This is a genomic window from Streptomyces sp. NPDC020807, assembly GCF_040641575.1.
GTDB lineage: Bacteria > Actinomycetota > Actinomycetes > Streptomycetales > Streptomycetaceae > Streptomyces.
In genome coordinates this window covers 388654-413522 of the sequence record NZ_JBFADU010000002.1, presented here as the reverse complement: position 1 = coordinate 413522, position 24869 = coordinate 388654, and the positions used below count along the sequence as shown (strand labels likewise).

31 protein-coding genes and 1 pseudogene are annotated in these 24869 nt (G+C 68.1%); 2 read left to right on the top strand and 30 right to left on the bottom strand.

Translation table 11 applies throughout. The features are described from left to right. Positions 1–260: 260 nt before the first annotated feature. The 23 genes from rplO to AB0G79_RS04940 form a co-directional block, all read right to left on the bottom strand. A complete protein-coding gene (rplO, locus tag AB0G79_RS05050; RefSeq protein ID WP_360800242.1) occupies positions 261–716 on the bottom strand; it encodes a 50S ribosomal protein L15 in 456 nt (151 codons plus the stop codon). Between the two features lies 1 nt (position 717). After that, complete coding sequence (gene rpmD, locus AB0G79_RS05045) at positions 718–900, bottom strand: 50S ribosomal protein L30 (protein ID WP_015035589.1); 183 nt, start codon at positions 898–900, stop codon at positions 718–720. Next, on the bottom strand, positions 900–1502 hold the full coding sequence (rpsE, locus tag AB0G79_RS05040) for a 30S ribosomal protein S5 (protein WP_360800239.1): 603 nt from the start codon (positions 1500–1502) through the stop codon (positions 900–902). The genes rpmD and rpsE overlap by 1 nt, the downstream gene beginning before the upstream one ends. A 45-nt stretch (positions 1503–1547) precedes the next feature. Continuing rightward, positions 1548–1931: a 50S ribosomal protein L18 gene (gene rplR, locus AB0G79_RS05035; protein WP_015035587.1), complete on the bottom strand. Its 384-nt coding sequence runs from the start codon at positions 1929–1931 to the stop codon at positions 1548–1550. A 3-nt stretch (positions 1932–1934) separates the two neighbouring features. Next, positions 1935–2474, bottom strand: a complete 540-nt coding sequence (gene rplF, locus AB0G79_RS05030; protein WP_360800235.1) for a 50S ribosomal protein L6 — start codon at positions 2472–2474, stop codon at positions 1935–1937. Positions 2475–2495: 21 nt separating this feature from the next. Continuing rightward, positions 2496–2894: a 30S ribosomal protein S8 gene (gene rpsH / locus AB0G79_RS05025; protein WP_015035585.1), complete on the bottom strand. Its 399-nt coding sequence runs from the start codon at positions 2892–2894 to the stop codon at positions 2496–2498. 205 nt (positions 2895–3099) lie between these two features. Further along, positions 3100–3285, bottom strand: coding sequence for a type Z 30S ribosomal protein S14 (locus AB0G79_RS05020; RefSeq protein WP_003948630.1), 186 nt, complete (start codon positions 3283–3285; stop codon positions 3100–3102). A gap of 5 nt (positions 3286–3290) precedes the next feature. Next, positions 3291–3848, bottom strand: coding sequence for a 50S ribosomal protein L5 (gene rplE / locus AB0G79_RS05015; protein ID WP_086024646.1), 558 nt, complete (start codon positions 3846–3848; stop codon positions 3291–3293). Further along, the gene (rplX, locus tag AB0G79_RS05010; protein WP_017239581.1) at positions 3845–4156 is read right to left on the bottom strand and encodes a 50S ribosomal protein L24; all 312 of its coding nucleotides are present in this window, start codon (positions 4154–4156) and stop codon (positions 3845–3847) included. Before rplX ends, rplE begins: the two co-directional genes overlap by 4 nt. 2 nt (positions 4157–4158) lie before the next feature. Then, a complete protein-coding gene (gene rplN, locus AB0G79_RS05005; RefSeq protein WP_003956455.1) occupies positions 4159–4527 on the bottom strand; it encodes a 50S ribosomal protein L14 in 369 nt (122 codons plus the stop codon). A 129-nt stretch (positions 4528–4656) separates the two neighbouring features. Next, a complete protein-coding gene (gene rpsQ / locus AB0G79_RS05000) occupies positions 4657–4938 on the bottom strand; it encodes a 30S ribosomal protein S17 (RefSeq protein WP_024755411.1) in 282 nt (93 codons plus the stop codon). Then, a complete protein-coding gene (gene rpmC / locus AB0G79_RS04995; RefSeq protein WP_056552388.1) occupies positions 4938–5162 on the bottom strand; it encodes a 50S ribosomal protein L29 in 225 nt (74 codons plus the stop codon). The genes rpsQ and rpmC overlap by 1 nt, the downstream gene beginning before the upstream one ends. Beyond that, positions 5162–5581, bottom strand: a complete 420-nt coding sequence (gene rplP, locus AB0G79_RS04990) for a 50S ribosomal protein L16 (protein ID WP_017239579.1) — start codon at positions 5579–5581, stop codon at positions 5162–5164. The genes rpmC and rplP overlap by 1 nt, the downstream gene beginning before the upstream one ends. Before the next feature lie 5 nt (positions 5582–5586). Beyond that, the gene (rpsC, locus tag AB0G79_RS04985) at positions 5587–6426 is read right to left on the bottom strand and encodes a 30S ribosomal protein S3 (protein WP_360800230.1); all 840 of its coding nucleotides are present in this window, start codon (positions 6424–6426) and stop codon (positions 5587–5589) included. Then, the gene (gene rplV / locus AB0G79_RS04980) at positions 6426–6773 is read right to left on the bottom strand and encodes a 50S ribosomal protein L22 (RefSeq protein ID WP_135332555.1); all 348 of its coding nucleotides are present in this window, start codon (positions 6771–6773) and stop codon (positions 6426–6428) included. Before rplV ends, rpsC begins: the two co-directional genes overlap by 1 nt. 42 nt (positions 6774–6815) lie before the next feature. After that, entirely contained in the window at positions 6816–7097 is a 282-nt protein-coding gene (rpsS, locus tag AB0G79_RS04975; RefSeq protein WP_015035577.1) for a 30S ribosomal protein S19, read from the bottom strand. Between the two features lie 12 nt (positions 7098–7109). Beyond that, positions 7110–7946: a 50S ribosomal protein L2 gene (rplB, locus tag AB0G79_RS04970; RefSeq protein ID WP_360800227.1), complete on the bottom strand. Its 837-nt coding sequence runs from the start codon at positions 7944–7946 to the stop codon at positions 7110–7112. A gap of 40 nt (positions 7947–7986) precedes the next feature. Next, positions 7987–8310, bottom strand: a complete 324-nt coding sequence (gene rplW / locus AB0G79_RS04965; RefSeq protein WP_024755407.1) for a 50S ribosomal protein L23 — start codon at positions 8308–8310, stop codon at positions 7987–7989. Continuing rightward, positions 8310–8960 (bottom strand): 50S ribosomal protein L4, encoded by a 651-nt coding sequence (gene rplD / locus AB0G79_RS04960; protein ID WP_360800224.1) that lies wholly within the window; start codon positions 8958–8960, stop codon positions 8310–8312. The genes rplW and rplD overlap by 1 nt, the downstream gene beginning before the upstream one ends. 7 nt (positions 8961–8967) lie before the next feature. Further along, positions 8968–9612 (bottom strand): 50S ribosomal protein L3, encoded by a 645-nt coding sequence (rplC, locus tag AB0G79_RS04955; RefSeq protein ID WP_360800221.1) that lies wholly within the window; start codon positions 9610–9612, stop codon positions 8968–8970. A 13-nt stretch (positions 9613–9625) separates the two neighbouring features. Continuing rightward, positions 9626–9934, bottom strand: coding sequence for a 30S ribosomal protein S10 (gene rpsJ / locus AB0G79_RS04950; protein WP_003948644.1), 309 nt, complete (start codon positions 9932–9934; stop codon positions 9626–9628). Between the two features lie 444 nt (positions 9935–10378). Then, on the bottom strand, positions 10379–11620 hold the full coding sequence (locus AB0G79_RS04945; protein ID WP_360800219.1) for a DUF6596 domain-containing protein: 1242 nt from the start codon (positions 11618–11620) through the stop codon (positions 10379–10381). Beyond that, the gene (locus AB0G79_RS04940; RefSeq protein ID WP_360800217.1) at positions 11617–11979 is read right to left on the bottom strand and encodes a YciI family protein; all 363 of its coding nucleotides are present in this window, start codon (positions 11977–11979) and stop codon (positions 11617–11619) included. The genes AB0G79_RS04945 and AB0G79_RS04940 overlap by 4 nt, the downstream gene beginning before the upstream one ends. Positions 11980–12192: 213 nt before the next feature. Between AB0G79_RS04940 and AB0G79_RS04935 the strand changes: the two genes are divergently transcribed. Further along, complete coding sequence (locus tag AB0G79_RS04935; protein WP_360800214.1) at positions 12193–14178, top strand: PIG-L family deacetylase; 1986 nt, start codon at positions 12193–12195, stop codon at positions 14176–14178. A gap of 106 nt (positions 14179–14284) precedes the next feature. On the opposite strand, the gene tuf is transcribed toward AB0G79_RS04935, so the two are convergent. The 6 genes from tuf to AB0G79_RS04905 all read right to left on the bottom strand — a co-directional run bounded on the left by tuf (position 14285) and on the right by AB0G79_RS04905 (position 20250). Further along, a complete protein-coding gene (gene tuf / locus AB0G79_RS04930; protein ID WP_360800212.1) occupies positions 14285–15478 on the bottom strand; it encodes an elongation factor Tu in 1194 nt (397 codons plus the stop codon). A 149-nt stretch (positions 15479–15627) separates the two neighbouring features. Beyond that, the gene (gene fusA, locus AB0G79_RS04925) at positions 15628–17754 is read right to left on the bottom strand and encodes an elongation factor G (RefSeq protein ID WP_360800209.1); all 2127 of its coding nucleotides are present in this window, start codon (positions 17752–17754) and stop codon (positions 15628–15630) included. A gap of 39 nt (positions 17755–17793) precedes the next feature. Then, positions 17794–18264, bottom strand: a complete 471-nt coding sequence (rpsG, locus tag AB0G79_RS04920) for a 30S ribosomal protein S7 (RefSeq protein ID WP_055641845.1) — start codon at positions 18262–18264, stop codon at positions 17794–17796. Positions 18265–18266: 2 nt separating this feature from the next. Beyond that, a complete protein-coding gene (rpsL, locus tag AB0G79_RS04915) occupies positions 18267–18638 on the bottom strand; it encodes a 30S ribosomal protein S12 (RefSeq protein WP_003948652.1) in 372 nt (123 codons plus the stop codon). A 322-nt stretch (positions 18639–18960) separates the two neighbouring features. Beyond that, positions 18961–19104, bottom strand: coding sequence for a hypothetical protein (locus AB0G79_RS04910; RefSeq protein WP_360800207.1), 144 nt, complete (start codon positions 19102–19104; stop codon positions 18961–18963). Between the two features lie 309 nt (positions 19105–19413). After that, positions 19414–20250 carry a hypothetical protein gene (locus tag AB0G79_RS04905; RefSeq protein WP_360800205.1) on the bottom strand — a complete coding sequence of 279 codons (837 nt, stop codon included), beginning with the start codon at positions 20248–20250 and terminating at the stop codon, positions 19414–19416. A 379-nt stretch (positions 20251–20629) separates the two neighbouring features. On the opposite strand from AB0G79_RS04905, the pseudogene AB0G79_RS04900 reads away from it, so the two are divergent. Then, positions 20630–20851, top strand: a pseudogene (locus AB0G79_RS04900) (hypothetical protein); the annotation flags it as partial. Positions 20852–20875: 24 nt separating this feature from the next. On the opposite strand, the gene AB0G79_RS04895 reads toward AB0G79_RS04900, so the two are convergent. Continuing rightward, positions 20876–24775 carry a DNA-directed RNA polymerase subunit beta' gene (locus AB0G79_RS04895; protein ID WP_360800203.1) on the bottom strand — a complete coding sequence of 1300 codons (3900 nt, stop codon included), beginning with the start codon at positions 24773–24775 and terminating at the stop codon, positions 20876–20878. Positions 24776–24869: the final 94 nt, after the last annotated feature.

The window sequence follows — 24869 nt, the reverse complement described above, 5'->3', positions numbered from 1 at the left end:
CGACCAACGGTGGATACCCCTTTTGCGCGCATCCCCGCCACGGGGTGGCTCCGGGTGTCCACGGTCCGACTTCGGTCGGCCGTCCGCCCCGCGAGCCGGTGAGGAACCCTCTTTCGAAGGGCGGTCCGGAGGAGCGGGGCCCGCGGGCGGAGCCGCGGAAGTCCATCACCTCGGGGGACGGCCCCGGAACGCCGAGAAGCCCGGCCGACTCCCCCGAGGGGGAACCGGCCGGGCTTGCTCAGTGCTGTTGTCTACCGGACTCAGACGAGCTCGGTGACGGTGCCGCCGGCAGCGGCGATCTTCTCCTTGGCGGAGCCGGAGACGGCGTCAACCGTCACCTGCAGCGCCACGGTGATCTCGCCCTGGCCGAGGACCTTGACGAGCTGGTTCTTGCGAACCGCACCCTTGGCGACCAGGTCGGCCACCGTGACCTCGCCACCCTGCGGGTAGAGCGCGGTCAGCTTGTCCAGGTTCACGACCTGGTACTCGGTGCGGAACGGGTTCTTGAAGCCCTTGAGCTTCGGGAGGCGCATGTGGAGGGGCATCTGCCCACCCTCGAAGCGCTCCGGAACCTGGTAACGGGCCTTGGTGCCCTTGGTACCACGACCGGCCGTCTTACCCTTCGACGCCTCACCACGACCGACACGGGTCTTCGCGGTCTTGGCGCCGGGGGCGGGACGGAGGTTGTGGGCCTTCAGCGGGTTGGTCTCCGCCATGTCAGTCAACCTCCTCGACCGTCACGAGGTGGCGGACGGTGTGCACCATGCCGCGGAACTCGGGGCGGTCCTCCTTGACAACCACGTCGTTGACCTTCTTGAGGCCAAGCGAGCGCAGGGTGTCGCGGTGGTTCTGCTTGCTGCCGATGTACGACTTCGTCTGCGTGACCTTGAGGCGAGCCATTACGCACCCGCCCCAGCACGCGCACGGAGCAGAGCCGCGGGAGCGACGTCCTCGAGGGGCAGACCACGGCGAGCCGCGATCTCCTCGGGACGCTGCAGGCCCTTCAGGGCCTCCACGGTCGCGTGCACGATGTTGATCTGGTTGTCGGAGCCGAGCGACTTCGACAGGATGTCGTGGATACCGGCGCACTCGAGCACGGCACGCACCGGGCCACCGGCGATAACACCGGTACCGGGGGAAGCCGGCTTGAGCAGGACGACGCCCGCGGCCTTCTCGCCCTGGATCGGGTGAGGGATGGTGCCCTGGATGCGGGGAACCTTGAAGAAGTTCTTCTTGGCTTCCTCGACGCCCTTGGCAATGGCCGCGGGAACTTCCTTGGCCTTGCCGTAACCGACACCTACGGTGCCGTCACCGTCACCCACCACGACGAGCGCGGTGAAGCTGAAGCGACGACCACCCTTGACAACCTTGGCGACGCGGTTGATCGCGACAACGCGCTCAACGTACGCGGTCTTCTCGGCGGCAGCGCCACCGTCGCGGCCCTTCCGGTCCCGCCGCTCGCCGCCACCGGCACCGCTTCCGCGGCGCTGGGGTCCAGCCATTGGATTACCTCTCTCTGTTACGTCCGTTAGTCCCGGAACCGGGGCTTAGAACTTCAGCCCGGCTTCGCGGGCGGCGTCAGCCAGAGCGGCAATGCGCCCGGCGTACCTGTTGCCACCACGGTCGAACACGACAGCCTCGACACCGGCGGCCTTGGCGCGCTCGGCGACCAGGGCGCCGACCTGCTTGGCCTGCGCGGACTTGTCACCCTCGCCGCCACGGATCGACGCGTCCAGGTTCGACGCCGACGCAAGGGTGTGACCCTTGAGGTCGTCGATGACCTGAGCGGTGATGCCGCGGTTCGAACGCGTCACGACGAGGCGCGGACGCTCCGCCGTACCCGACACGTTCTTGCGGATGCGGATGTGGCGGCGCGCCTTGGCAGCACGCTTGTAAGCGTCGCCCTTGGCGATCTTCACACCGTATGCCATGGCTTACTTACCAGCCTTTCCGACCTTGCGGCGGATGACCTCGCCGGCGTACTTGACGCCCTTGGCCTTGTACGGGTCGGGCTTCCGCAGCTTGCGGATGTTCGCCGCGACCTCGCCGACCTTCTGCTTGTCGATGCCCTCGACCGAGAACTTGGTCGGCGACTCGACCTTGAACGAGATGCCCTCGGGCGCCTCGACCACGATCGGGTGGCTGTAGCCGAGCTGGAACTCCAGACCGGAGCCCTTCGCGGCCACGCGGTAACCGACACCGCTGATCTCGAGCGCCTTCACGTAACCCTGGGTCACACCGGTGATCATGTTGGCCACCAGCGTGCGGGACAGGCCGTGAAGGGCCTTGTTCTGACGCTCGTCGTTCGGACGGTTGACGTTCAGAACGCCATCCTCGCCCTTAACGATCTCGATCGGCGCGGCGACGGTGTGGCTCAGGGTGCCCTTGGAACCCTTCACCGTGACCGTGCGGCCCTCGATGGTGACGTCCACGCCGGCGGGAACCTGGATAGGCAGCTTGCCAATACGCGACATTAGCTATTCCTCCGTTCCCGACTACCAGACGTAGGCGAGGACTTCCCCACCTACGCCCTTCTTGCCTGCCTGCTGGCCGGTCAGGAGACCGTGGGACGTGGAGATGATCGCCACGCCCAGGCCGCCGAGAACCTTCGGCAGGTTGGTGGACTTCGCGTAGACCCGGAGGCCGGGCTTCGAGATCCGCTTGATGCCCGCGATGGAGCGCTCACGGTTCGGACCGAACTTGAGCTCGAGGACGAGGTTCTTGCCGACCTCGGCGTCCTCGACCTTCCAGCCCGTGATGAAGCCCTCCTGCTGGAGGATCTCCGCGATGTGAGACTTGATCTTGCTGTGCGGCATCGTCACGGAGTCGTGGTATGCCGAGTTCGCGTTACGCAGACGAGTCAGCATGTCCGCGATCGGATCAGTCATGGTCATGAATTGGCCTTCGGCCTCTCTCGCCGGGGTTTCCAGTGCGCCATCCCTCTCCCCACACAGGGGCGGGACGGGTGCGGCGCGGGGACCTACGGCGTAGTAAGTCGTACGGGCGGCGGACGCCCAACCACACAAGCCTAAGGCATGCGGGGCCGGGCATCCGCCGACCAATGCTTACCGAGAGACTCCGGTCATCCCAACTAGGGGATTACCAGGAGCTCTTGGTCACGCCCGGCAGCTCGCCACGGTGAGCCATCTCACGGAGGCACACGCGGCACAGGCCGAACTTGCGGTACACGGAGTGGGGACGACCACAGCGCTGGCAGCGCGTGTAGCCACGCACGCCGAACTTGGGCTTGCGGGCAGCCTTCGCGATGAGAGCCTTCTTCGCCATCTCGCTTACGCCTCCTTGAAGGGGAAGCCGAGGTGACGCAGAAGGGCACGGCCCTCGTCGTCGTTGGTCGCCGTGGTCACCACGGTGATGTCCATACCCCGGACACGGTCGATCTTGTCCTGGTCGATCTCGTGGAACATGACCTGCTCCGTGAGACCGAAGGTGTAGTTGCCACGCCCGTCGAACTGCTTGGGGGACAGACCACGGAAGTCGCGGATGCGCGGAAGCGCGAGCGACAGGGTGCGGTCCAGGAACTCCCACATGCGGTCGCCACGGAGGGTGACGTGCGCACCGATCGGCTGGCCCTCGCGCAGCTTGAACTGCGCGATGGACTTGCGGGCCTTGGTGACGGCCGGCTTCTGACCCGTGATGGTGGTCAGGTCGCGGATCGCACCGTCGATCAGCTTCGAGTCACGGGCGGCGTCGCCGACACCCATGTTGACCACGATCTTCACGAGGCCGGGAACCTGCATGACGTTCTCGTACGAGAACTCCTCACGCAGCTTGCCCGCGATCTCCTCGCGGTACTTCGTCTTGAGACGCGGAGTGGTGGTAGCCATCAGATGTCCTCACCCGTCCGCTTGGCAACGCGGATCTTGTTGCCCTCGTCGTCGAAGCGGTAACCGACACGCGTGACGACCTTCTTGCCGTCCTTCTCCACGACCAGCTGGACGTTGGAGACGTGGACCGGAGCCTCGGTCGTGACGATGCCACCGGCCTGCGACGGGCCGGCCTTGGTGTGCTTCTTGACCCGGTTGACACCCTCGACGAGGACGCGGTTCTCGCTGGGGAAGGCCGTGATGACCTTGCCCTGCTTGCCCTTGTCCTTACCGGTGATGACCTGGACCAGGTCGCCCTTCTTGATCTTCATGCTTACAGCACCTCCGGCGCGAGCGAGATGATCTTCATGAACTTCTTCTCGCGCAGCTCACGGCCGACCGGGCCGAAGATACGGGTGCCACGAGGGTCGCCGTCGTTCTTGAGAATGACAGCGGCGTTCTCGTCAAAGCGGATGTACGAGCCGTCCTGGCGGCGGCGCTCCTTGACGGTGCGAACGATGACCGCCTTGACGACGTCACCCTTCTTCACGTTGCCACCGGGGATCGCGTCCTTGACGGTGGCGACGATGACGTCACCGATGCCCGCGTAGCGGCGACCCGAGCCACCGAGAACACGGATGCAAAGGATCTCCTTGGCACCAGTGTTGTCGGCGACACGCAGTCGCGACTCCTGCTGGATCACGTCTATCTCCTGATTTGTCTGCCGGTTCCCGGCCGGGGCTTCTCAGGGAAGCCCCGGCCGAGCCTGGCGGAACTGACTCGCGGGAAACCCCGCGAGCGGAACTTTTGGATTTCCCTCGCGGGAAATTCCTTACTTGGCCTTCTCGAGGATCTCGACGACGCGCCAGTGCTTCGTCGACGACAGCTTCCGGGTCTCCATCAGGAGGACGCGGTCACCGATGCCGGCAGCGTTCTGCTCGTCGTGAGCCTTGAGCTTGTTCGTACGGCGGATGACCTTGCCGTACAGCGCGTGCTTCACGCGGTCCTCGACAGCGACGACGACGGTCTTGTCCATCTTGTCGCTGACGACGAGGCCCTCGCGGACCTTACGAGCGTTGCGCTCGGTCTTCTCAGTCACGTTGCTCTCGCTCATCAGACGTTCTCCACCGTCTCGATGCCCAGCTCGCGCTCGCGCATCAGGGTGTAGATCCGGGCGATGTCCTTACGGACGGACTTGAGCCGACCGTGGTTCTCGAGCTGACCCGTCGCCGCCTGGAAGCGGAGGTTGAACAGCTCTTCCTTGGCCTCGCGGAGCTTGTTGAGAAGCTCCTCGTTGCCCAGCTCGCGCAGCTCGGACGCCTTGGTACCGGCCGACATCACAGCTCACCTGCTTCGCGCTTCACGATCTTGCACTTCATCGGCAGCTTGTGGGCCGCACGGGTGAGGGCCTCGCGCGCGATCTTCTCGTTCGGGTAGGACAGTTCGAACATCACCCGACCCGGCTTGACGTTCGCGATCCACCACTCCGGAGAACCCTTACCGGAACCCATGCGGGTCTCGGCGGGCTTCTTCGTCAGCGGGCGGTCCGGGTAGATGTTGATCCAGACCTTGCCGCCACGCTTGATGTGGCGGGTCATCGCGATACGAGCCGCCTCGATCTGGCGGTTGGTCACGTACGCCGGCGTGAGGGCCTGAATGCCGTACTCGCCGAACGCGACCTGAGTACCACCCTTGCTCGCGCCGGAGCGCTTCGGGTGGTGCTGCTTGCGGTGCTTGACCCTACGGGGGATCAGCATGTCGGTCAGGCCTCCGTTCCGGTGCTCTCAGCCGGAGCAGCGGCGGCGGCCTCGGCCTTGGGGGCCTCGGCGGCCGGAGCCGACTGCTGCGGCTTGCGGCCGCGGCCGCCACGCTCGCCACCGCGGCCACCACGGCCGGCCGGGCGGTCGCCAGCGCCGGCACCACGGGCCGGGCGGTTACCCGCACGGGCCGCAGCGTTCTCGGCGCGGACCTCGGCGATGTTCTTGACGTCGCCCTTGTAGATCCAGACCTTGACGCCAATGCGACCGAAGGTCGTCTTGGCCTCGAAGAAGCCGTAGTCCACGTTCGCGCGGAGCGTGTGCAGCGGCACACGACCCTCGCGGTAGAACTCCGAGCGGGACATCTCGGCGCCGCCGAGACGGCCACCGCACTGGACCTTGATGCCCTTGGCGCCGGCCTTCATCGTGCCCTGCATGCTCTTACGCATGGCGCGACGGAAGGAGACGCGGGAGGAGAGCTGCTCGGCAACGGCCTGAGCGACCAGCTGGGCGTCCATCTCGGGGTTCTTGACCTCGAGGATGTTCAGCTGGACCTGCTTGCCCGTGAGCTTCTCGAGGTCGCCGCGGATGCGGTCGGCCTCGGCGCCACGGCGGCCGATGACGATGCCGGGACGCGCGGTGTGGATGTCCACACGCACACGGTCACGGGTGCGCTCGATCTCAACCTTCGAGATGCCGGCGCGCTCCATGCCGGACGTCATCATCCGACGGATGGCGACGTCTTCCTTGACGTAGTCCTTGTACAGCTTGTCGGCGTACCAGCGGGACTTGAAGTCCGTGGTGATGCCGAGCCGGAACCCATGCGGGTTAACCTTCTGGCCCATTACCGGGTTCCTTCCTTGCTGCTGACGACCACGGTGATGTGGCTGGTCCGCTTACGGATCCGGTAGGCACGGCCCTGGGCACGCGGACGGAACCGCTTCAGGGTCGGGCCCTCATCGACGAACGCCTCGCTGATGAACAGCGAAGAGGCGTCCGAGTGGTCGTAGTTGTGCGCGGCATTGGCGATGGCGCTGTCCAGCACCTTGCCAACCGGCACGCTCGCGGCCTGCGGGGCGAAACGCAGGACCGCCTGAGCCTCCGTGGCATCCATGCCACGGATAAGGTCCACCACACGGCGGGCCTTCATGGGCGTAACGCGGATGTACCGCGCCTGGGCCCTGGCTTCCATGGTTGTCCTTCCAGTGTCTGTCATGGTCATTCCACCCCGCTACTAGCGGCGCTTCGACTTCCGGTCGTCCTTCACGTGACCCCGGAAGGTGCGCGTCGGCGAGAACTCGCCGAGCTTGTGGCCGACCATCGACTCGGTGACAAACACCGGAATGTGGGTCTTGCCGTTGTGCACCGCGATCGTGTGGCCGAGCATGGCCGGGATGATCATCGAGCGACGGGACCAGGTCTTGATGACGTTCTTGGTACCGGCTTCGTTCTGGGCGTCCACCTTCTTGACGAGGTGGCCGTCGACGAAGGGTCCCTTCTTGAGACTGCGCGGCATCTAAACCCGCTCCTAGCGCTTCTTGTTCGTCTTGCGGCGGCGGACGATGTACTTGTTCGAAGCCTTCTTCGGCGAACGAGTACGACCCTCCTTCTGACCCCACGGGGAGACCGGGTGGCGACCACCGGAGGTCTTGCCCTCACCACCACCGTGCGGGTGGTCGACCGGGTTCATCGCCACACCGCGAACGGTCGGGCGAACGCCCAGCCAGCGCTTACGGCCGGCCTTGCCCCAGTTGATGTTCGACTGCTCGGCGTTGCCGACCTCGCCGATGGTGGCGCGGCAGCGGGCGTCGACGAGACGGATCTCACCGGACGGCATGCGAAGGTGGACCATGGTCCCCTCCTTCGCGAGCAGCTGCACGGAGGCACCAGCGGAGCGAGCGAACTTGGCGCCGCCACCGGGACGGAGCTCGATCGCGTGGATCGTGGTACCGACCGGGATGTTGCGGAGCGCCAGGTTGTTGCCGGGCTTGATGTCAGCGCCGGGGCCGTTCTCGACGCGGTCACCCTGCGTCAGACCCTTGGGGGCGATGATGTAGCGCTTCTCGCCGTCCAGGTAGTGGAGCAGCGCGATGCGCGCGGTGCGGTTGGGGTCGTACTCGATGTGAGCGACCTTCGCCGGCACGCCGTCCTTGTCGTGACGACGGAAGTCGATCACACGGTAGGCGCGCTTGTGGCCACCGCCCTGGTGGCGGACGGTCACACGACCGGTGTTGTTACGGCCGCCCTTGCTGTGCAGGGGGCGGACCAGCGACTTCTCCGGCGTGGACCGCGTGATCTCGACGAAGTCGGCTACGGAAGAGCCACGACGGCCCGGCGTAGTCGGCTTGTACTTGCGGATTCCCATTTCTCAGTCCTCGTCCGATTCCGGACGATCCAGACCGCCCTTAGGCGGTCGGACCGCCGAAGATGTCGATACGGTTGCCCTCGGCAAGGGTCACGATGGCGCGCTTGGTGTCCTTGCGCTTGCCGAAACCGGCCTTGGTGCGCTTGCGCTTACCCTGGCGGTTGATCGTGTTGACCCCGGTGACCTTGACCGAGAAGACCGCCTCGACGGCCTGCTTGATCTGGGTCTTGTTGGAGCCAGGCGCGACGATGAACGTGTACTTGTTCTCGTCCAGCAGGGCGTAGCTCTTCTCCGAGACAACCGGCTTGACGAGAATGTCGCGCGGGTCCGAGAAGGTCTTGCTGGTGACGACGGCCTCAGTCATCAGGCGTCGCTCCCTTCGGTCTCAGCGGTCTGGGGGCCAGACACGAAGGACTCGAGGGCGGCCTGGGTGAAGACCACGTCGTCGGAGACGATCACGTCGTACGTGTTGAGCTGGCCCGGCTCCAGGATGTGCACCTGGGGCAGGTTGCGGGCGGACAGCCACGCGGCCTCGTCGGCACGCTCGACGACCAGGAGCAGGTTCTTGCGCTCCGAGATCTTGCCGAGCAGCGTCTTGGCGGCCTTGGTGGAGACGGCACCCTCGACCACGCCGGTGACGACGTGGATGCGGGAGTGGTTCGCCCGGTCCGACAGGGCACCGCGGAGGGCGGCGGCCTTCATCTTCTTCGGGGTCCGCTGCGAGTAGTCACGCGGCACGGGACCGTGCACGACGCCACCACCGGCGAACTGCGGGGCGCGGGTCGAACCCTGACGGGCGCGGCCGGTGCCCTTCTGGCGGTAAGGCTTCTTGCCACCACCACGGACTTCGCCACGGGTCTTGGTCTTGTGCGTGCCCTGACGGGCCGCGGCCAGCTGCGCGACGACGACCTGGTGGATCAGCGGAACGCTGACCTTGGCGCCGAAGATCTCCGCGGGGAGCTCGACGGTCCCGGCCTTGTCGCCAGACGGCGAAAGGATGTCAATGGTGCTCATCGGTTCCTCAAACCCCCTTGGCCGCGGTGCGGACCAGGACGAGGCCACCGTTGGGGCCGGGGACGGCGCCCTTGATGAGCAGCAGACCCTTCTCGGCGTCAACGGCGTGGACGGTCAGGTTCTGGGTGGTCACACGCTCGTTGCCCATGCGACCGGCCATGCGCATGCCCTTGAAGACACGGCCCGGGGTGGCGCAGCCACCGATGGAACCGGGCTTGCGGTGCACGCGGTGGGCACCGTGCGACGCCTTGCCACCACGGAAGTTGTGGCGCTTCATGACACCGGCGAAGCCCTTGCCCTTGCTCTTGCCGGTGACGTCGACCTTGACGCCGGCCTCGAAGAGCTCGGCGGTGATCTCCTGGCCGAGCGTGTACTCGGAGGCGTCAGCGGTGCGGAGCTCCACCAGGTGGCGGCGCGGGGTGACGTCGGCCTTGGCGAAGTGACCCTTGAGGGGCTTGTTCACCTTGCGCGGGTCGATCTCGCCGAAGGCGATCTGGACCGACTCGTAGCCGTCGCTGTCGTTCGTACGGACCTGGGTCACGACATTCGGGCCAGCCTTGACGACGGTCACCGGGACGACCCGGTTGTTCTCGTCCCAGACCTGCGTCATGCCGAGCTTCTCGCCCAGGATGCCCTTGATGTTCTTAGCCATCTCGCGCGTCACCTCAGAGCTTGATCTCGATGTCGACGCCCGCCGGCAGGTCGAGACGCATGAGCGAGTCAACCGTCTTCGGCGTGGGGTCGAGGATGTCGATGAGGCGCTTGTGCGTGCGCATCTCGAAGTGCTCGCGCGAGTCCTTGTACTTGTGCGGCGACTTGATGACGCAGTACACGTTCTTCTCAGTGGGCAGCGGCACCGGGCCCGCGACCGACGCACCAGTGCGGGTCACCGTCTCGACGATCTTCTTCGCCGAAGAGTCGATGACCTCGTGGTCGTAGGCCTTGAGCCGGATGCGGATCTTCTGTCCCGCCATGGCTACTAGTAGTCCTTTGTCTCTTAACGCTCTGGCATCCGGTCGACTGTGCTTCCTGGGAAGCGCCGTCCTCCTCCGACCCACGCGGTCGGGCGTGTCGCACTCCCTCTACGCAGAAATCCCTAAGGATTTCCCAACCAAGGGGGTGCGGTCCCAAGACCGCGAGTCGGGGGCAGAACACCCACCGGGAGCCTGGCAGGCACCCCGCTGACGCTTCCCAGAAGATTCCCGTACGTCCGACCCGAGGGGTCGACGAGTACTGTGGGACTCGCTTCCGGTCCTCCCGACGGGAGGCGCGCAGCATCGGCACTCAACCGAGCAACCCTGACAGTCTGCCATACGCGGCCATCTCGCCGCCAATCAGGAGCGAAGACTGTACCCCACGTCACTCGGGGGTACGCGCCGGGGCACGCGTCGGCCCCGGGAATTCTCGGCGTACGGGCCTCAGCCGAGCCGCCGGGCCCGCTCCGTCAGATGCCGCCGCTCGGGCGCGCTGGTCGCGCGGCGGGCCGCCTCCCGGTAGGCGAGAGCCGCCTCCTCCCCCCTCCCGAGCAGTTCGAGCAGGTGCGCGCGGGTGGCGAGCAGCCGGTGGTGGCGGGCGAGCCGCTTGTCCCCCGCCAGGTCGTCCAGGAGCTCCAGGCCGGCCGCCGGGCCGTGGACCATCGCGACCGCCACCGCCCGGTTGAGCGTGATCATCGGGTTGGGGCCGGTCCGCTCCAGTAGCTCGTACAGGGCGAGGACCTGCGGCCAGTCCGTCACCTCGGCCGACTCCGCCTCGTCGTGGACGGCGGCGATGGCCGCCTGGAGCTGGTACGGGCCGACCCGGCCGAGCGGCAGGGTGCGGCCGAGCAGCTCGACGCCCTCGGCGATCAGTGCGCCGTCCCAGCTCCCCCGGTCCTGCTCCGCGAGCGGCACGAGCTCCCCGTGCGGGCCCGTGCGGGCCGGGCGCCGGGCGTCCGTGAGCAGCATGAGGGCGAGCAGCCCCGCCGTCTCGGTGTCCTCGGGCACGAGGCGGAGCAGGAGCCTGGTCAGCCGGATCGCCTCGGTGGAGAGCGCGGGCGCGGTGAGGTCCTCGCCGCCGCTTGCCGTGTACCCCTCGTTGAAGACCAGATAGAGGACGTGCCGGACCTCCGCGAGCCGGGCCGCCCGGTCCTCCCCCGCCGTCAGCTCGAACCCGCCGCCGGCCGCCCTGATCGTCTGCTTGGCCCGGCTGATCCGCTGCGCCATCGTCGCCTCGGGTACGAGGAAGGCGGCGGCGATCTGCGCGGTGGTGAGGCCGCCGACGGCCCGCAGCGTGAGCGCGATCCGGCTCGGCGGGGACAGCTCGGGGTGGCAGCAGAGGAAGAGCAGCGCCAGGGAGTCGTCGCGGTCGCCGTCCGCGCTCTCGTCGGCCGCCCGCGCGAGGAGCGCGGAGTCGGGCGTGGCGAGCGCGACGGCGTCCTCGCGGCGGCGGCGCGCGGCCTCGGCGCGCACGAGGTCCACGTACCGCCGCCCGGCGACGGTCAGCAGCCAGCCGCGCGGGTTGTCGGGGACCCCGTCGCCGGGCCACTGCCGGGCCGCGGCGATCAGGGCCTCCTGGACGGCGTCCTCGCAGAGGTCGAAGTCGCCGTACCTGCGGACGAGCGCGCCGAGGACCCGCGGCGCGGACGCGCGCAGCAGGTCCTCGACCTCGGCGGAACCGCTCACGCGTCCGCCGCCGCCTCGTGCAGGACGGGCCAGAGCTCGACGGGGTCGACGTCGGCGAAGGGCATGTCGGCGGCGATCTCCTGGGCGCGCTCCAGGCTCTCGCAGTCGAGCAGGTAGAAGCTCGCCAGGTACTCCTTCGTCTCCAGGTACGGCCCGTCGGTGACCGCCGGGGCACCGCCCTCGCGCCGTACGAGCTGCGCGGCGGCCGCGTCCGCGAGGCCGTACGCGCCGATGAGCTCGCCGCTCTCCCGGTACCTGCGGTTGAAGGCGTCCTGGCGGGCGATCGCCTCGGGCCAGGCCTCGGCGGGGAAGGAGTCCCACTTGGCCTGGTTGCCGTAGATCATCGCGACGTACTTCATGAGGGTGTCCTCCGTGTTCCGCGCGCCCCCGTGGCGCACTGTCACCCCTGGGTCGGAGCCCGGAGCCGGGGCTCGACATCGGCGTGCGCGTTTCTTCGAAGATCTTTTTCCGTCGGGTGAATCCTCGCAGCGAAAGGCGCGTCCGTACACAACCACGGGTACCGGACAGACGTCTTGATCACGACGGAGAAGTCGAGGGAACGGACCGCGCACGTGACGACAGCCCCCCGCCGCAGGTCGGTGCTCGCCACCGCGCTCGCCGTCGTCGCCGCGGTCTCCGGCTGCTCCGTGCCCGAGCCGCGCAGGACCGCGCCGACCGCCGACCCGGCCCCCGGCAGGCCGATCGCCCCCGCGCGGGCCCGCCGGGCGCTGCTCCTCCAGGTCTCCGCGCACCCGGACGACGACCTGTACTTCATGAACCCGGACACGCAGCGGCTGCTCGACTCCGGGGTGCCGCTCGTCTCGGTGTACGTGACGGCCGGCGAGCACACCGGGCGGAACCGGATCGCGGGGATGCCGGAGACTCCCCCGGACCCGGCCGCGTACTCCTCCGCCCGCCACCAGGGCCTGCGCCAGGCGTACGCGGGCGCGCTCGGGCTCCCCCTCTTCACGCGGTGGCGGCGGGAGGCCGTCACGCTCCCGGGCGGCCGGCACGCCGAGGTCGCCACGCTCACGAGCGGCCGGCGCCGGGTCGAGCTCGTCTTCCTCAACCTGCCGATGCACACGAGCCGCCGGTACACGGCCGTCCCCGCGCTCTGGCACGACCGGGCCCTCGAACTGCCGACGCACCTGCCGGCCGGTTCGCCGCTGACGCGCTCGGAGCCGTACGACTACGACGGCCTGGTCGGCGTCCTCGTCGGGCTCCTGCGCCGCTACCGCCCGACCGTCGTCCACACCCTCGACCCGGACCCCGACATCGGGACGGGCGACGAGGCCGAGCGGCGGCGGGACAGCGAGCAGCCGGGGTACGAGGACCACGGTGACCACACGGCCGTCGCCTGCTTCACCTGGGCCGCGCTGAGCCGCTGGGTCTCCGAGGCGGTACGGGACGGGGCGCCGGTCCCGGCCTTCGCCACGACCGCCTTCCGCGGCTACTACAACCGGCACTGGCCCAAGAACCTGCCGCCCGGGGTCCTCCGGGAGAAGGCCGCCCACCTCGTCCCGTACGGCGGCGACCCGTCCTGGGCCTGCGGCAACCCCTCGGGCTGCGGCGACTACGCCGTGGGCGGCGACCGGCCGCTCACCAACCGGAAGGGCTGGGTGCGCTCGACGCACCACCGCTGGCCCGTCCGGGGTCCGGCGCTGGCGGAGGGCGCCGACGGCCGCCTGACGGCGTACGGGGTGCTCGGGCTGCGCGCGGTGCGGTGGCGGGAGGAGGACGAGGGGGCGTGGGGCGAGCCCGAGGACCTCGGCGGCGGGCCGCTCGCGCCGGCGCTCGGCCCGGCGGTCCTCGGCGACGGGCGGGTCCTGCTCTTCGGCGTGCGGTTCGCCGCGCTCGAAGGGCACGGCGGGCCGAACCGGCGCGAGGTGGTGCTCCTCGAACAGCGCTCCCCCGGCGGGCCGTTCCTCGCCTGGCGCGGCCTCGGCGGCCCGGAGCGCGGGGACGACCGGGGGCGGCGGATCGGCGCCCCGGTGGCGGTCGCGGCCCCCGACGGCCGCGTCCACCTCTTCGTACGGAACGCGGACAAGGGCGTCTCGACGCGCGTACGGGAGGCGGAGGGCGGCTCCTGGGGCCCGTGGGAGGCGCTTCCCGGCGCCGGGACCGGCGCGGAGGTCCAGGACGGCCTGGCGGTCTCGCTCGACGCGGCGGGCCGGGTCCATCTGTACGCGGCCGGGCGCGCGTCCGTACGGCACTGGGTCGACGGCCTCCCGCGGCCGGAACGGCTGCCGCTCTCCGGCTCCGCGGTCGCCTCGGCCGACGGCGAGCTGTACTACCGGCCGCCCGCCGCGGCGGAGCTGCTCGGCCCGGCGGGTGACGCCGGGCTCGACGGGTACGGGGCCGTGGTCGCCGCGCGCTCGGCGGCGCTGGGCACCGTCCTGCTCGGCACGGACGCGAAGGGGCGGCCCGTACTCAGGGCGGGCGAACGGCTCCGTACGGCCCCGGGGACGGCGGTGGCGACGGCGCTGCACGTCGGCGCGCGCGGGGTGACGGTCGTCGGACTCGGCGCGGACGGCCACCCGTGGTCCTGGCGGCCTTAGCGGATACCGGACGACGTCCCGGAACGCGAGAAGGCCCCGCACCTTGCGGTGCGGGGCCTTCCCTTACTGCTCAGCAGCTCTGACGAGCTACCAGGTCAGTTCAAGATCAGGCAGTGATCTTGACGACCTGGCCGGCGCCGACGGTCCGGCCACCCTCACGGATGGCGAACTTGAGGCCCTCCTCCATGGCGATGGGCTGGATCAGCTCAACGGACATGGAGGTGTTGTCGCCCGGCATGACCATCTCGGTGCCCTCGGGGAGGGTCACGACGCCGGTCACGTCCGTGGTACGGAAGTAGAACTGCGGGCGGTAGTTGTTGAAGAACGGGGTGTGACGGCCACCCTCGTCCTTCGACAGGATGTACGCCTGCGCCTCGAAGTTGGTGTGCGGCGTGACCGAGCCCGGCTTGATGATGACCTGGCCGCGCTCGACGTCCTCGCGCTTGATGCCACGGAGGAGCAGACCGACGTTCTCACCGGCCTGGCCCTCGTCGAGGAGCTTGCGGAACATCTCGATGCCGGTGACCGTGGTGGTGGTCTTCTCGGTCTTGATGCCGATGATGTCGACGGTCTCGTTGACCTTGAGGACACCACGCTCGATACGACCGGTGACGACGGTGCCACGACCGGTGATCGTGAAGACGTCCTCGATCGGCATCAGGAACGGCTTGTCGACGTCACGCTCGGGCTGCGGGATGGACTCGTCCACGGCCTTCATGAGGTCGAGGAGCTTGCCGCCCCACTCAGCGTCGCCCTCGAGGGCCTTGAGCGCGGAGACGCGGACGACCGGCAGGTCGTCGCCCGGGAACTCGTACTCGGAGAGGAGCTCACGGACCTCGAGCTCGACGAGCTCCAGGATCTCCTCGTCGTCCACCATGTCGGCCTTGTTCAGGGCGACGACGATGTACGGAACGCCGACCTGGCGAGCAAGGAGGACGTGCTCCTTGGTCTGCGGCATCGGGCCGTCGGTGGCGGCGACCACGAGGATGGCGCCGTCCATCTGCGCCGCACCCGTGATCATGTTCTTGATGTAGTCAGCGTGACCGGGGCAGTCGACGTGCGCGTAGTGACGCGACTCCGTCTGGTACTCGACGTGCGCGATCGAGATCGTGATACCGCGCTGGCGCTCCTCGGGAGCCTTGTCGATCTGGTCGAAGGCCGAGGCCTCGTTCAGGTCCGGGTACGCGTCGTGCAGCACCTTGGTAATGGCGGCCGTGAGGGTCGTCTTACCGTGGTCAATGTGACCGATGGTGCCGATGTTGACGTGCGGCTTAGTCCGCTCGAACTTCGCCTTCGCCACTGGTTCCTCCTGTGGAGTGGTTCTGTACGCCTTGCTTCATCGGCGCCAGGTGATCTTTGCTGGGATGCCAGTCGCCGGGGTCGCACCTCGGGGTTCCGGGGCCGAGCCCCGACGACTGGTGTCAAGCCTAAAGCGTGAACTCGGGAGAGTTACTCGCCCTTGGCCTTCGCGATGATCTCCTCGGCGACGTTCCGCGGAACCTCGGCGTAGGAGTCGAACTGCATCGAGTAGCTTGCGCGACCCGAGGTCTTGCTGCGGAGGTCTCCGACGTAGCCGAACATCTCCGAGAGGGGCACGAGGCCCTTCACGATGCGAGCACCGTGACGCTCCTCCATGGCCTGGATCTGGCCACGGCGGGAGTTGATGTCGCCAATGACCTCACCCATGTAGTCCTCGGGCGTGGTGACCTCAACGGCCATCATCGGCTCAAGGATGACGGGAGAAGCCTTGCGCGCGGCCTCCTTGAAGGCCTGCGAGCCGGCGATCTTGAACGCGAGCTCGGAGGAGTCGACCTCGTGGTAGCCGCCGTCGAGAAGGATGACGCGGACGCCGGTCATCTCGTAGCCGGCCAGGATGCCGAACTGCATGGCCTCCTGCGCACCGGCGCCGACCGAAGGGATGTACTCCTTCGGGATGCGGCCACCGGTGACCTTGTTCACGAACTCGTACGTGGCGTCGCCGTCCGTGATCGGCTCGATCGCGATCTGCACCTTGGCGAACTGACCGGTACCACCGGTCTGCTTCTTGTGGGTGTAGTCCACGCGCTCGACGGTCTTGCGGATCGTCTCGCGGTACGCGACCTGCGGCTTGCCGACGTTCGCCTCGACCTTGAACTCGCGACGCATGCGGTCGACGAGGATGTCGAGGTGAAGCTCGCCCATACCACCGATGATGGTCTGGCCGGTCTCCTCGTCAGCGTGAACCTGGAAGGAGGGGTCCTCCTCCGCGAGACGCTGGATGGCGACACCCAGCTTCTCCTGGTCACCCTTGGACTTGGGCTCGATGGCGACCTGAATAACCGGGGCCGGGAAGTCCATGGACTCCAGGATGACCGGGTTCTTCTCGTCGCACAGCGTCTCACCGGTGGTGGTCTGCTTGAGGCCCATGACGGCGACGATGTCGCCGGCGCCCACCGAGTCGATCTCCTCACGCTTGTTCGCGTGCATGCGGTAGATCTTGCCGATGCGCTCCTTCTTGCCCTTGACGGAGTTCAGCACCGCGGTGCCGGCCTCCAGGCGACCGGAGTAGATCCGGACGAAGGTGAGCTTGCCCAGGTGCGGGTCGCTCGCGATCTTGAACGCGAGGGCGGCCAGCGGCTCGTCGTCGGACGGCTTGCGCTTCACGACGACCTCGGCGTCCCGGACGTCGTGGCCCTCGATGGCCTCGACGTCGAGCGGCGACGGGAGGTAGCGGACGACGGCGTCGAGCAGGGGCTGAACGCCCTTGTTCTTGAACGCGGTGCCACAGAAGACCGGGGTCACCGTGGTGTCGCCACCCTTGCCAGAGGCAATGGTGATGCGGCGGACAGCGGCGTAGAGCTGCTCCTCGGTGGGCTCGACGCCCTCGAGGAAGAGCTCCATGAGCTGCTCGTCGTTCTCCGCGATGGTCTCGACCATCTTGGCGCGGTACTCGTCGGCCAGCTCGGCCTTGTCCGCGGGGATGTCGACGACGTCGTACATCTCACCCTTGGTGGCCTCGGCGGACCAGACAAGAGCCTTCATGCGGACGAGGTCGATGACGCCCTCGAAGTCGGCCTCGGCACCGATCGGGAGCTGCATGACGATCGGGGTCGCGCCGAGGCGCTCCACGATCATGTCGACGCAGCGCAGGAAGTCGGCGCCCGTGCGGTCGAGCTTGTTGACGAAGCAGATACGCGGAACGCCGTAGCGGTCCGCCTGACGCCAGACAGTCTCGGACTGGGGCTCGACACCGGCCACGCCGTCGAACACGGTCACAGCGCCGTCGAGCACGCGCAGCGAACGCTCCACCTCGACGGTGAAGTCGACGTGACCCGGCGTGTCGATGATGTTGATCGTGTGGTCGACGTTCTCGAGCGGCCAGTGGCAGGTGGTGGCAGCGGACGTGATCGTGATGCCACGCTCCTGCTCCTGCTCCATCCAGTCCATCGTGGCAGCGCCGTCGTGGACCTCACCGATCTTGTACGAAACGCCGGTGTAGAACAGGATCCGCTCGGTGGTGGTCGTCTTGCCCGCGTCGATGTGGGCCATGATGCCGATGTTGCGCACCTTGGCCAGGTCAAGCGAAGTGGTAGCCATAAGGCTTCAGTCTTCTCTCGGTCTCGATGTGGGTTGCGACTACCAGCGGTAGTGCGCGAAGGCCTTGTTGGACTCGGCCATCTTGTGCGTGTCCTCACGCTTCTTGACCGAAGCGCCGAGGCCGTTGGAGGCGTCGAGGAGCTCGTTCAGGAGGCGCTCGGTCATGGTCTTCTCGCGACGGGCGCGGGAGTAACCGACGAGCCAGCGGAGGGCAAGGGTGGACGCGCGGCCCGGCTTGACCTCGATCGGCACCTGGTAGGTGGCGCCACCGACACGGCGGGACTTGACCTCGAGGGACGGCTTGACGTTCTCAAGCGCGCGCTTCAGCGTGATGACCGGGTCCTGGCCGGTCTTCTCGCGAAGACCCTCCATGGCGCCGTACACGATGCGCTCGGCGGTGGAACGCTTGCCGTCAAGCAGGATCTTGTTGATCAGCGAGGTGACAAGAGGAGAGCTGTAGACCGGGTCGATGATGACCGGGCGCTTCGGGGCGGGGCCCTTACGAGGCATTCTTACTTCTCCTTCTTGGCGCCGTAGCGGCTGCGAGCCTGCTTACGGTTCTTGACGCCCTGCGTGTCGAGGGAACCGCGGATGATCTTGTAGCGAACACCCGGAAGGTCCTTCACACGGCCACCGCGCACGAGCACGATGGAGTGCTCCTGCAGGTTGTGACCCTCACCCGGAATGTAGGCCGTGACCTCGATGCCCGAGGTCAGACGCACACGCGCGACCTTACGGAGGGCCGAGTTCGGCTTCTTCGGGGTGGTCGTGAACACACGCGTGCAGACGCCACGACGCTGAGGGGAACCCTCAAGTGCGGGCGTCTTGTTCTTCTCGACCTTGTCCTGCCGGCCCTTACGGACCAGCTGCTGGATCGTAGGCACTACTTCTCCGGTTTCTGTGTGCCGTCGGTAAAACTAACCTGGAACATTCGCCGACCCACGCGGTCGGGTGTGTCGAATCCCGCGGACCTCCACCGGGGGCGGAAAAGGCGCGGATTGCGGTGGCCGTTGATCGGGCTCGCCGTGCGGCTGAAGACACGCACACGACCCCAGGCACACCCCAGGCACAAGGCATGAGCGTACCTATCGCATGGACTCCGGTCAAAACAAATGCCCACGCGCTCGGAGCCCCGGGCGTGTCCCGAGGCGTGGGACGACGCGCGCGGGGCGGGTGCGGGCGGGGTGCGACCGGCCGACCTGCGGTTCAGTCGCGGGCGGCGCGCCTGGCCCCGGCTCCGGCCGCTTCGTCCGCACTTTCCTCGTCGGGCTCCAGGAACTGGTTGACGACCTTGACGAAGACGCCGAGGCGCTCGTCGGGGACGCCGAGCCAGCGGGCGAAGCCCTCCATCGTCGGCTGCCAGTCGCTCGCCCCTCTGCGCCCCGGGGTGGCCCCCGAACGTGGAGAACCGTTCCAGCCCGACCCGTCCCCCTGACAGGCCGCCGCCGCGTGCGCCGGCCTCTCCCCGTCCGTCGTCTTCGCGCGCCGCCCGGCGCGCGGCGCTGCTGCGCGAACAGCGCCACGGACTCGCCGTCCCCGGCCACGTCGCCGACCCGATCCGGCTCCACGTCTCCGACACCGTCCGGGACGTCACCGACGGCTGGAGGAGGCGGCCTGTGCCCGGTTCACACCGGCCCAGGGCGCTTGCGTCGTGCCGTCCTACGTCCGGAGGAAGGCGTGCAGGGAGTCGGCGAAGGCGGTGACGAAACGTTCCCTCACGGGCTCGGTCACGCGGTCGAGGGAGAGGTACGGGTTGAGGTCCTCCAGCTCGACGAGGAGGAGGCCGCCCTCGGGCGTGCGGCAGGCGTCGACCCGCTGGATGCCGTGGTCGAGGGTGTTCCAGTCGACGAAGCGGCGGGCGAAGGCGAGGTCGTCGGCGGTGGGCTCGTACGGCTCCAGGACCCATCGGCGCTCGGGGTCGGGGGCGTACAGGGCGTACTGGAAGAGGTCGTCGACGAAGTAGAGGGAGACCTCGTAGCGGAAGTCGATCCCCGGCTGGACGAGGAGCCCGTCGAGGTCGAGGCCGGCGAGTTCCCCGTACGGGAGGAAGCGCAGGCCTATGGAGTCGGCGCCGGCCCTGGGCTTGACCGCGTAGCGCGCGGCGTCGGGGAGGCGGTGGAGGTCCTCGGGGCGGTCGACGGTGGGGATGACGGGGTAGCCGGCGGCGGTGAGGTCGAGGAGGTACTGCTTTCCGGCCATGTCACCGCGGCCGTGGAGCGGGTTGTAGACGCGGGTCCCGGCGGCCATGGCCCGGGCGCGGAACTCCTCGTACGCCTCCTGGTAGGCGAGGACGGGGCCGCTGTTGCGGACGACGACGGCGTCGAAGCCGTCCATGAGGGCGGCCGCGTCGAGCGGGTGGCAGAGGGCGAGGTCGAAGTCGGCGCGGAGGCGGGCGGTGAGGTGGATGTCCTCGTCGCCGTAGCGGCGGCCGCGGGCGGGGTAGGCGAGGTCGGTGACGTAGAGGAGGCGGGGGCGGTGGTGGCGGGCGGGGGGCATGGCGGCTCCCTGGGGTCGGTGGCGGCCAACCTATCGGGCCTCTGACCTGGCTTTGAGGAGCACCTCCCGTTTCTGGTTGCGTGCGCGCACGACCGCTGTCGCAGTTGGTGCAGCGCGGACCTGCGCCCGCAGGACGGGACGCGGCTCCGCCGTCCGCGTACCGCCCCCGCCCCCGCCCCCGCCCTCGCCCTCGCCGGCGTCACCGTCGCAGCCGCCCGCGCCGGCCGGCTTCGACGGCACCACGAGCGCCGTCCTGGTGAACCGCCGCGGCGGCGCCTGGGTCGGCGACCTGCACGCCGGCATGCCGCTGATCACGACGTCGAGGACCAGGACGGGCCGCGCTGGATGCCCGACCACTCCACCGGGGCGCGAACCGCTCTGTCCCGCGTACGCCGTAGGGCCCGGCCCCCGACGGAGCGAGGCCGACCGCCTCAGCTACGTGAAGTAGCAGCGGAAGCTCGGCTTCCGTGGTGCGGACGCCGACGGGCCCCCGGGCGCGGCCCCGTGGAACGCGCTGAAGGTCCCGTACACGAACGGCCAACCCGGGAGATCACCGCCCGCTGACACGCCGAAGGGCGGCCACCCCGGAAAACCGGGGTGACCGCCCTTCGGTCAAGCGACTCGCTTACTGGTTGTACGGACCGTAGTCGTAGTCCTCCAGCGGAACGGCCTGGCCGGAGCCCGAGCCGAACGGCGAGTAGTCGATGTCGTCGTAGCCGACGGCCGAGTACATCGCGGCCTTGGCCTCCTCGGTCGGCTCGACCCGGATGTTGCGGTAGCGGGCGAGGCCCGTACCGGCCGGGATGAGCTTACCGATGATGACGTTCTCCTTGAGGCCGACCAGGGAGTCCGACTTGGCGTTGATCGCCGCGTCGGTCAGAACCCGGGTCGTCTCCTGGAAGGACGCCGCCGACAGCCACGACTCGGTGGCGAGCGAGGCCTTGGTGATACCCATCAGCTGCGGACGGCCGGAGGCGGGGTGACCGCCCTCGGTGACCACACGACGGTTCTCGGTCTCGAACTTCGAGCGCTCGACGAGCTCGCCCGGCAGGAGCTCCGCGTCGCCGGACTCGATGATCGTCACGCGGCGGAGCATCTGCCGGATGATGATCTCGATGTGCTTGTCGTGGATCGACACGCCCTGCGAGTTGTAGACCTTCTGGACCTCGGCGACCAGGTGGACCTGGACCGCGCGCTGACCCAGGATGCGCAGCACGTCGTGCGGGTTGGTCGCACCGACGGTGAGCTTCTGGCCGACCTCGACGTGGTCGCCCTCGCCCACGAGCAGACGGGCACGCTTCGAGATCGGGAACGCCGTCTCGTCGGTGCCGTCGTCCGGGGTGACGACGATCTTCTTGGTCTTCTCGGTCTCCTCGATGCGGACGCGGCCGGCCGCCTCCGAGATCGGGGCGACACCCTTGGGCTGACGCGCCTCGAAGAGCTCGACGACACGCGGCAGACCCTGGGTGATGTCGTCACCGGCCACACCACCGGTGTGGAAGGTACGCATCGTCAGCTGGGTACCGGGCTCACCGATGGACTGGGCGGCGATGATGCCGACCGCCTCACCGATGTCGACCAGCTTGCCGGTGGCGAGCGAACGGCCGTAGCAGAACGCACAGGTACCGACGGCGGACTCACAGGTCAGGACCGAGCGGGTCTTGACCTCCTCGACGCCCGCGTTGACGAGGGCGTCGATGAGCACGTCACCCAGGTCGACGTTGGCCGGCGCGATGACCTTGCCGTCGACGACGACGTCCTCGGCGAGCATCCGCGCGTACACGGAGGTCTCGACGTCGTCCGTCTTCCGCAGGACACCGGCCTCGTCCTTGGCCGCGATCCGCAGCTTCAGACCGCGCTCGGTGCCACAGTCCTCCTCGCGGATGATGACGTCCTGCGAGACGTCCACCAGACGACGGGTCAGGTAACCCGAGTCGGCGGTACGCAGGGCGGTGTCGGCGAGACCCTTACGGGCACCGTGCGTGGAGATGAAGTACTCGAGGACGGTGAGGCCCTCGCGGAACGACGCCTTGATGGGACGCGGGATCGTCTCGTTCTTGGCGTTCGACACCAGACCACGCATACCGGCGATCTGACGCATCTGCATCATGTTTCCTCGGGCACCCGAGTCAACCATCATGAAGATGGGGTTGGTCTTGGGGAAGTTCGCGTTCATCGCCTCGGCGACCTCGTTGGTCGCCTTGGTCCAGATCGCGATGAGCTCCTGCGTGCGCTCTTCCTTGGTGATCAGACCACGCTCGTACTGCTTCTGGACCTTCTCGTCCTGCGCCTCGTAGCCCTTGACGATCTCCTTCTTCGCCTCGGGAACGACGACGTCGGAGATGGCCACGGTGACGCCGGAACGGGTCGCCCAGTAGAAGCCCGCCGCCTTCAGGTTGTCGAGCGTCGCCGCCACGATGACCTTGGGGTAGCGCTCGGCGAGGTCGTTGACGATCTCGGAGAGCTGCTTCTTGCCGACGGAGTAGTCGACGAACGGGTAGTCCTCGGGCAGCAGCTCGTTGAAGAGCGCGCGGCCCAGGGTCGTCCGCAGGCGGAAGGTGTCACCCTGCTGCCACTCCGGCTCGCCCTCCTCGGCGACCGGGGGAACCCAGCCGCGGGGAGCGACGGTGCCGACGGGGAAGCGGATGTCGATCTCCGACTGGAGAGCGAGCTCGCCCGCGTCGAACGCCATGATCGCCTCGGCCGTGGAGCCGAACGCGCGGCCCTCGCCCTTGGTGTCACGGAGCTCGCCGTCGGTGGTCAGGAAGAACAGACCGAGGACCATGTCCTGGGTCGGCATCGTGACCGGGCGGCCGTCGGCCGGCTTGAGGATGTTGTTCGAGGACAGCATCAGGATGCGGGCCTCGGCCTGCGCCTCCGCGGAGAGCGGCAGGTGGACGGCCATCTGGTCACCGTCGAAGTCCGCGTTGAACGCGGTGCAGACGAGCGGGTGGATCTGGATGGCCTTGCCCTCGACGAGCTGCGGCTCGAAGGCCTGGATGCCGAGGCGGTGCAGCGTGGGCGCACGGTTCAGCAGAACCGGGTGCTCGGCGATGACCTCTTCGAGGACGTCGTACACGACCGTGCGGCCGCGCTCGACCATCCGCTTGGCGCTCTTGATGTTCTGCGCGTGGTTCAGGTCGACCAGGCGCTTCATCACGAACGGCTTGAAGAGCTCCAGCGCCATGGCCTTCGGGAGACCGCACTGGTGCAGCTTCAGCTGCGGACCGACGACGATGACGGAACGCGCGGAGTAGTCCACACGCTTGCCGAGCAGGTTCTGACGGAAACGACCCTGCTTACCCTTCAGCATGTCGCTGAGGGACTTCAGCGGACGGTTGCCGGGGCCCGTCACCGGGCGACCGCGACGGCCGTTGTCGAAGAGGGCGTCGACCGCCTCCTGGAGCATCCGCTTCTCGTTGTTCACGATGATCTCGGGGGCACCGAGGTCGAGCAGACGCTTCAGACGGTTGTTGCGGTTGATCACGCGGCGGTACAGGTCGTTCAGGTCGGAGGTCGCGAAGCGGCCACCGTCCAGCTGCACCATCGGACGCAGGTCCGGCGGGATGACCGGGACGCAGTCGAGAACCATGCCCTTGGGGCTGTTCGCGGTCTGCAGGAACGCGGAGACGACCTTGAGGCGCTTGAGCGCACGGGTCTTCTTCTGGCCCTTGCCGGTACGGATGATCTCGCGGAGGCGCTCGGCCTCCTCCTCGAGGTCGAAGGACTCCAGGCGCTTCTGCAGCGCCGCGGCACCCATCGAGCCGTCGAAGTACGTGCCGAAGCGGTCACGCAGCTCGCGGTAGAGGAGCTCGTCGCCCTCCAGGTCCTGGACCTTGAGGTTCTTGAAGCGGGACCAGACCTCGTCCAGACGGTCGATCTCGCGCTGCGCGCGGTCGCGCAGCTGCTTCATCTCGCGCTCGGCACCCTCGCGCACCTTGCGGCGCACGTCGGCCTTGGCACCCTCGGCCTCGAGCTCGGCGAGGTCGTTCTCGAGCTTCTTGGCGCGGGCCTCCAGGTCGGAGTCGCGACGGTTCTCGATCTGCTGACGCTCGACGGAGACGTGCGCCTCCAGCGAGGGCAGGTCACGCGTACGACGCTCGTCGTCGACGTACGTGATCATGTACGCCGCGAAGTAGATGACCTTCTCGAGGTCCTTCGGGGCGAGGTCGAGCAGGTATCCGAGGCGCGACGGGACGCCCTTGAAGTACCAGATGTGGGTGACGGGAGCGGCGAGCTCGATGTGGCCCATCCGCTCACGGCGCACCTTGGCGCGGGTGACCTCGACGCCACACCGCTCGCAGATGATGCCCTTGAAGCGGACACGCTTGTACTTGCCGCAGTAGCACTCCCAGTCCCGGGTCGGACCGAAGATCTTCTCGCAGAAGAGTCCGTCCTTCTCGGGCTTGAGCGTGCGGTAGTTGATGGTCTCCGGCTTCTTGACCTCGCCGTGGCTCCACTGACGGATGTCGTCAGCGGTGGCCAGACCGATCCGGAGCTCGTCGAAGAAGTTGACGTCGAGCACTATGCGTCAATCCCTCTCAGGGTTGTAAGGCTGTGGGGTCTGATACGGGGGTCCTGGGGCCGGCGGGGGGACCATCACTGGTCCCCCTGCCGGA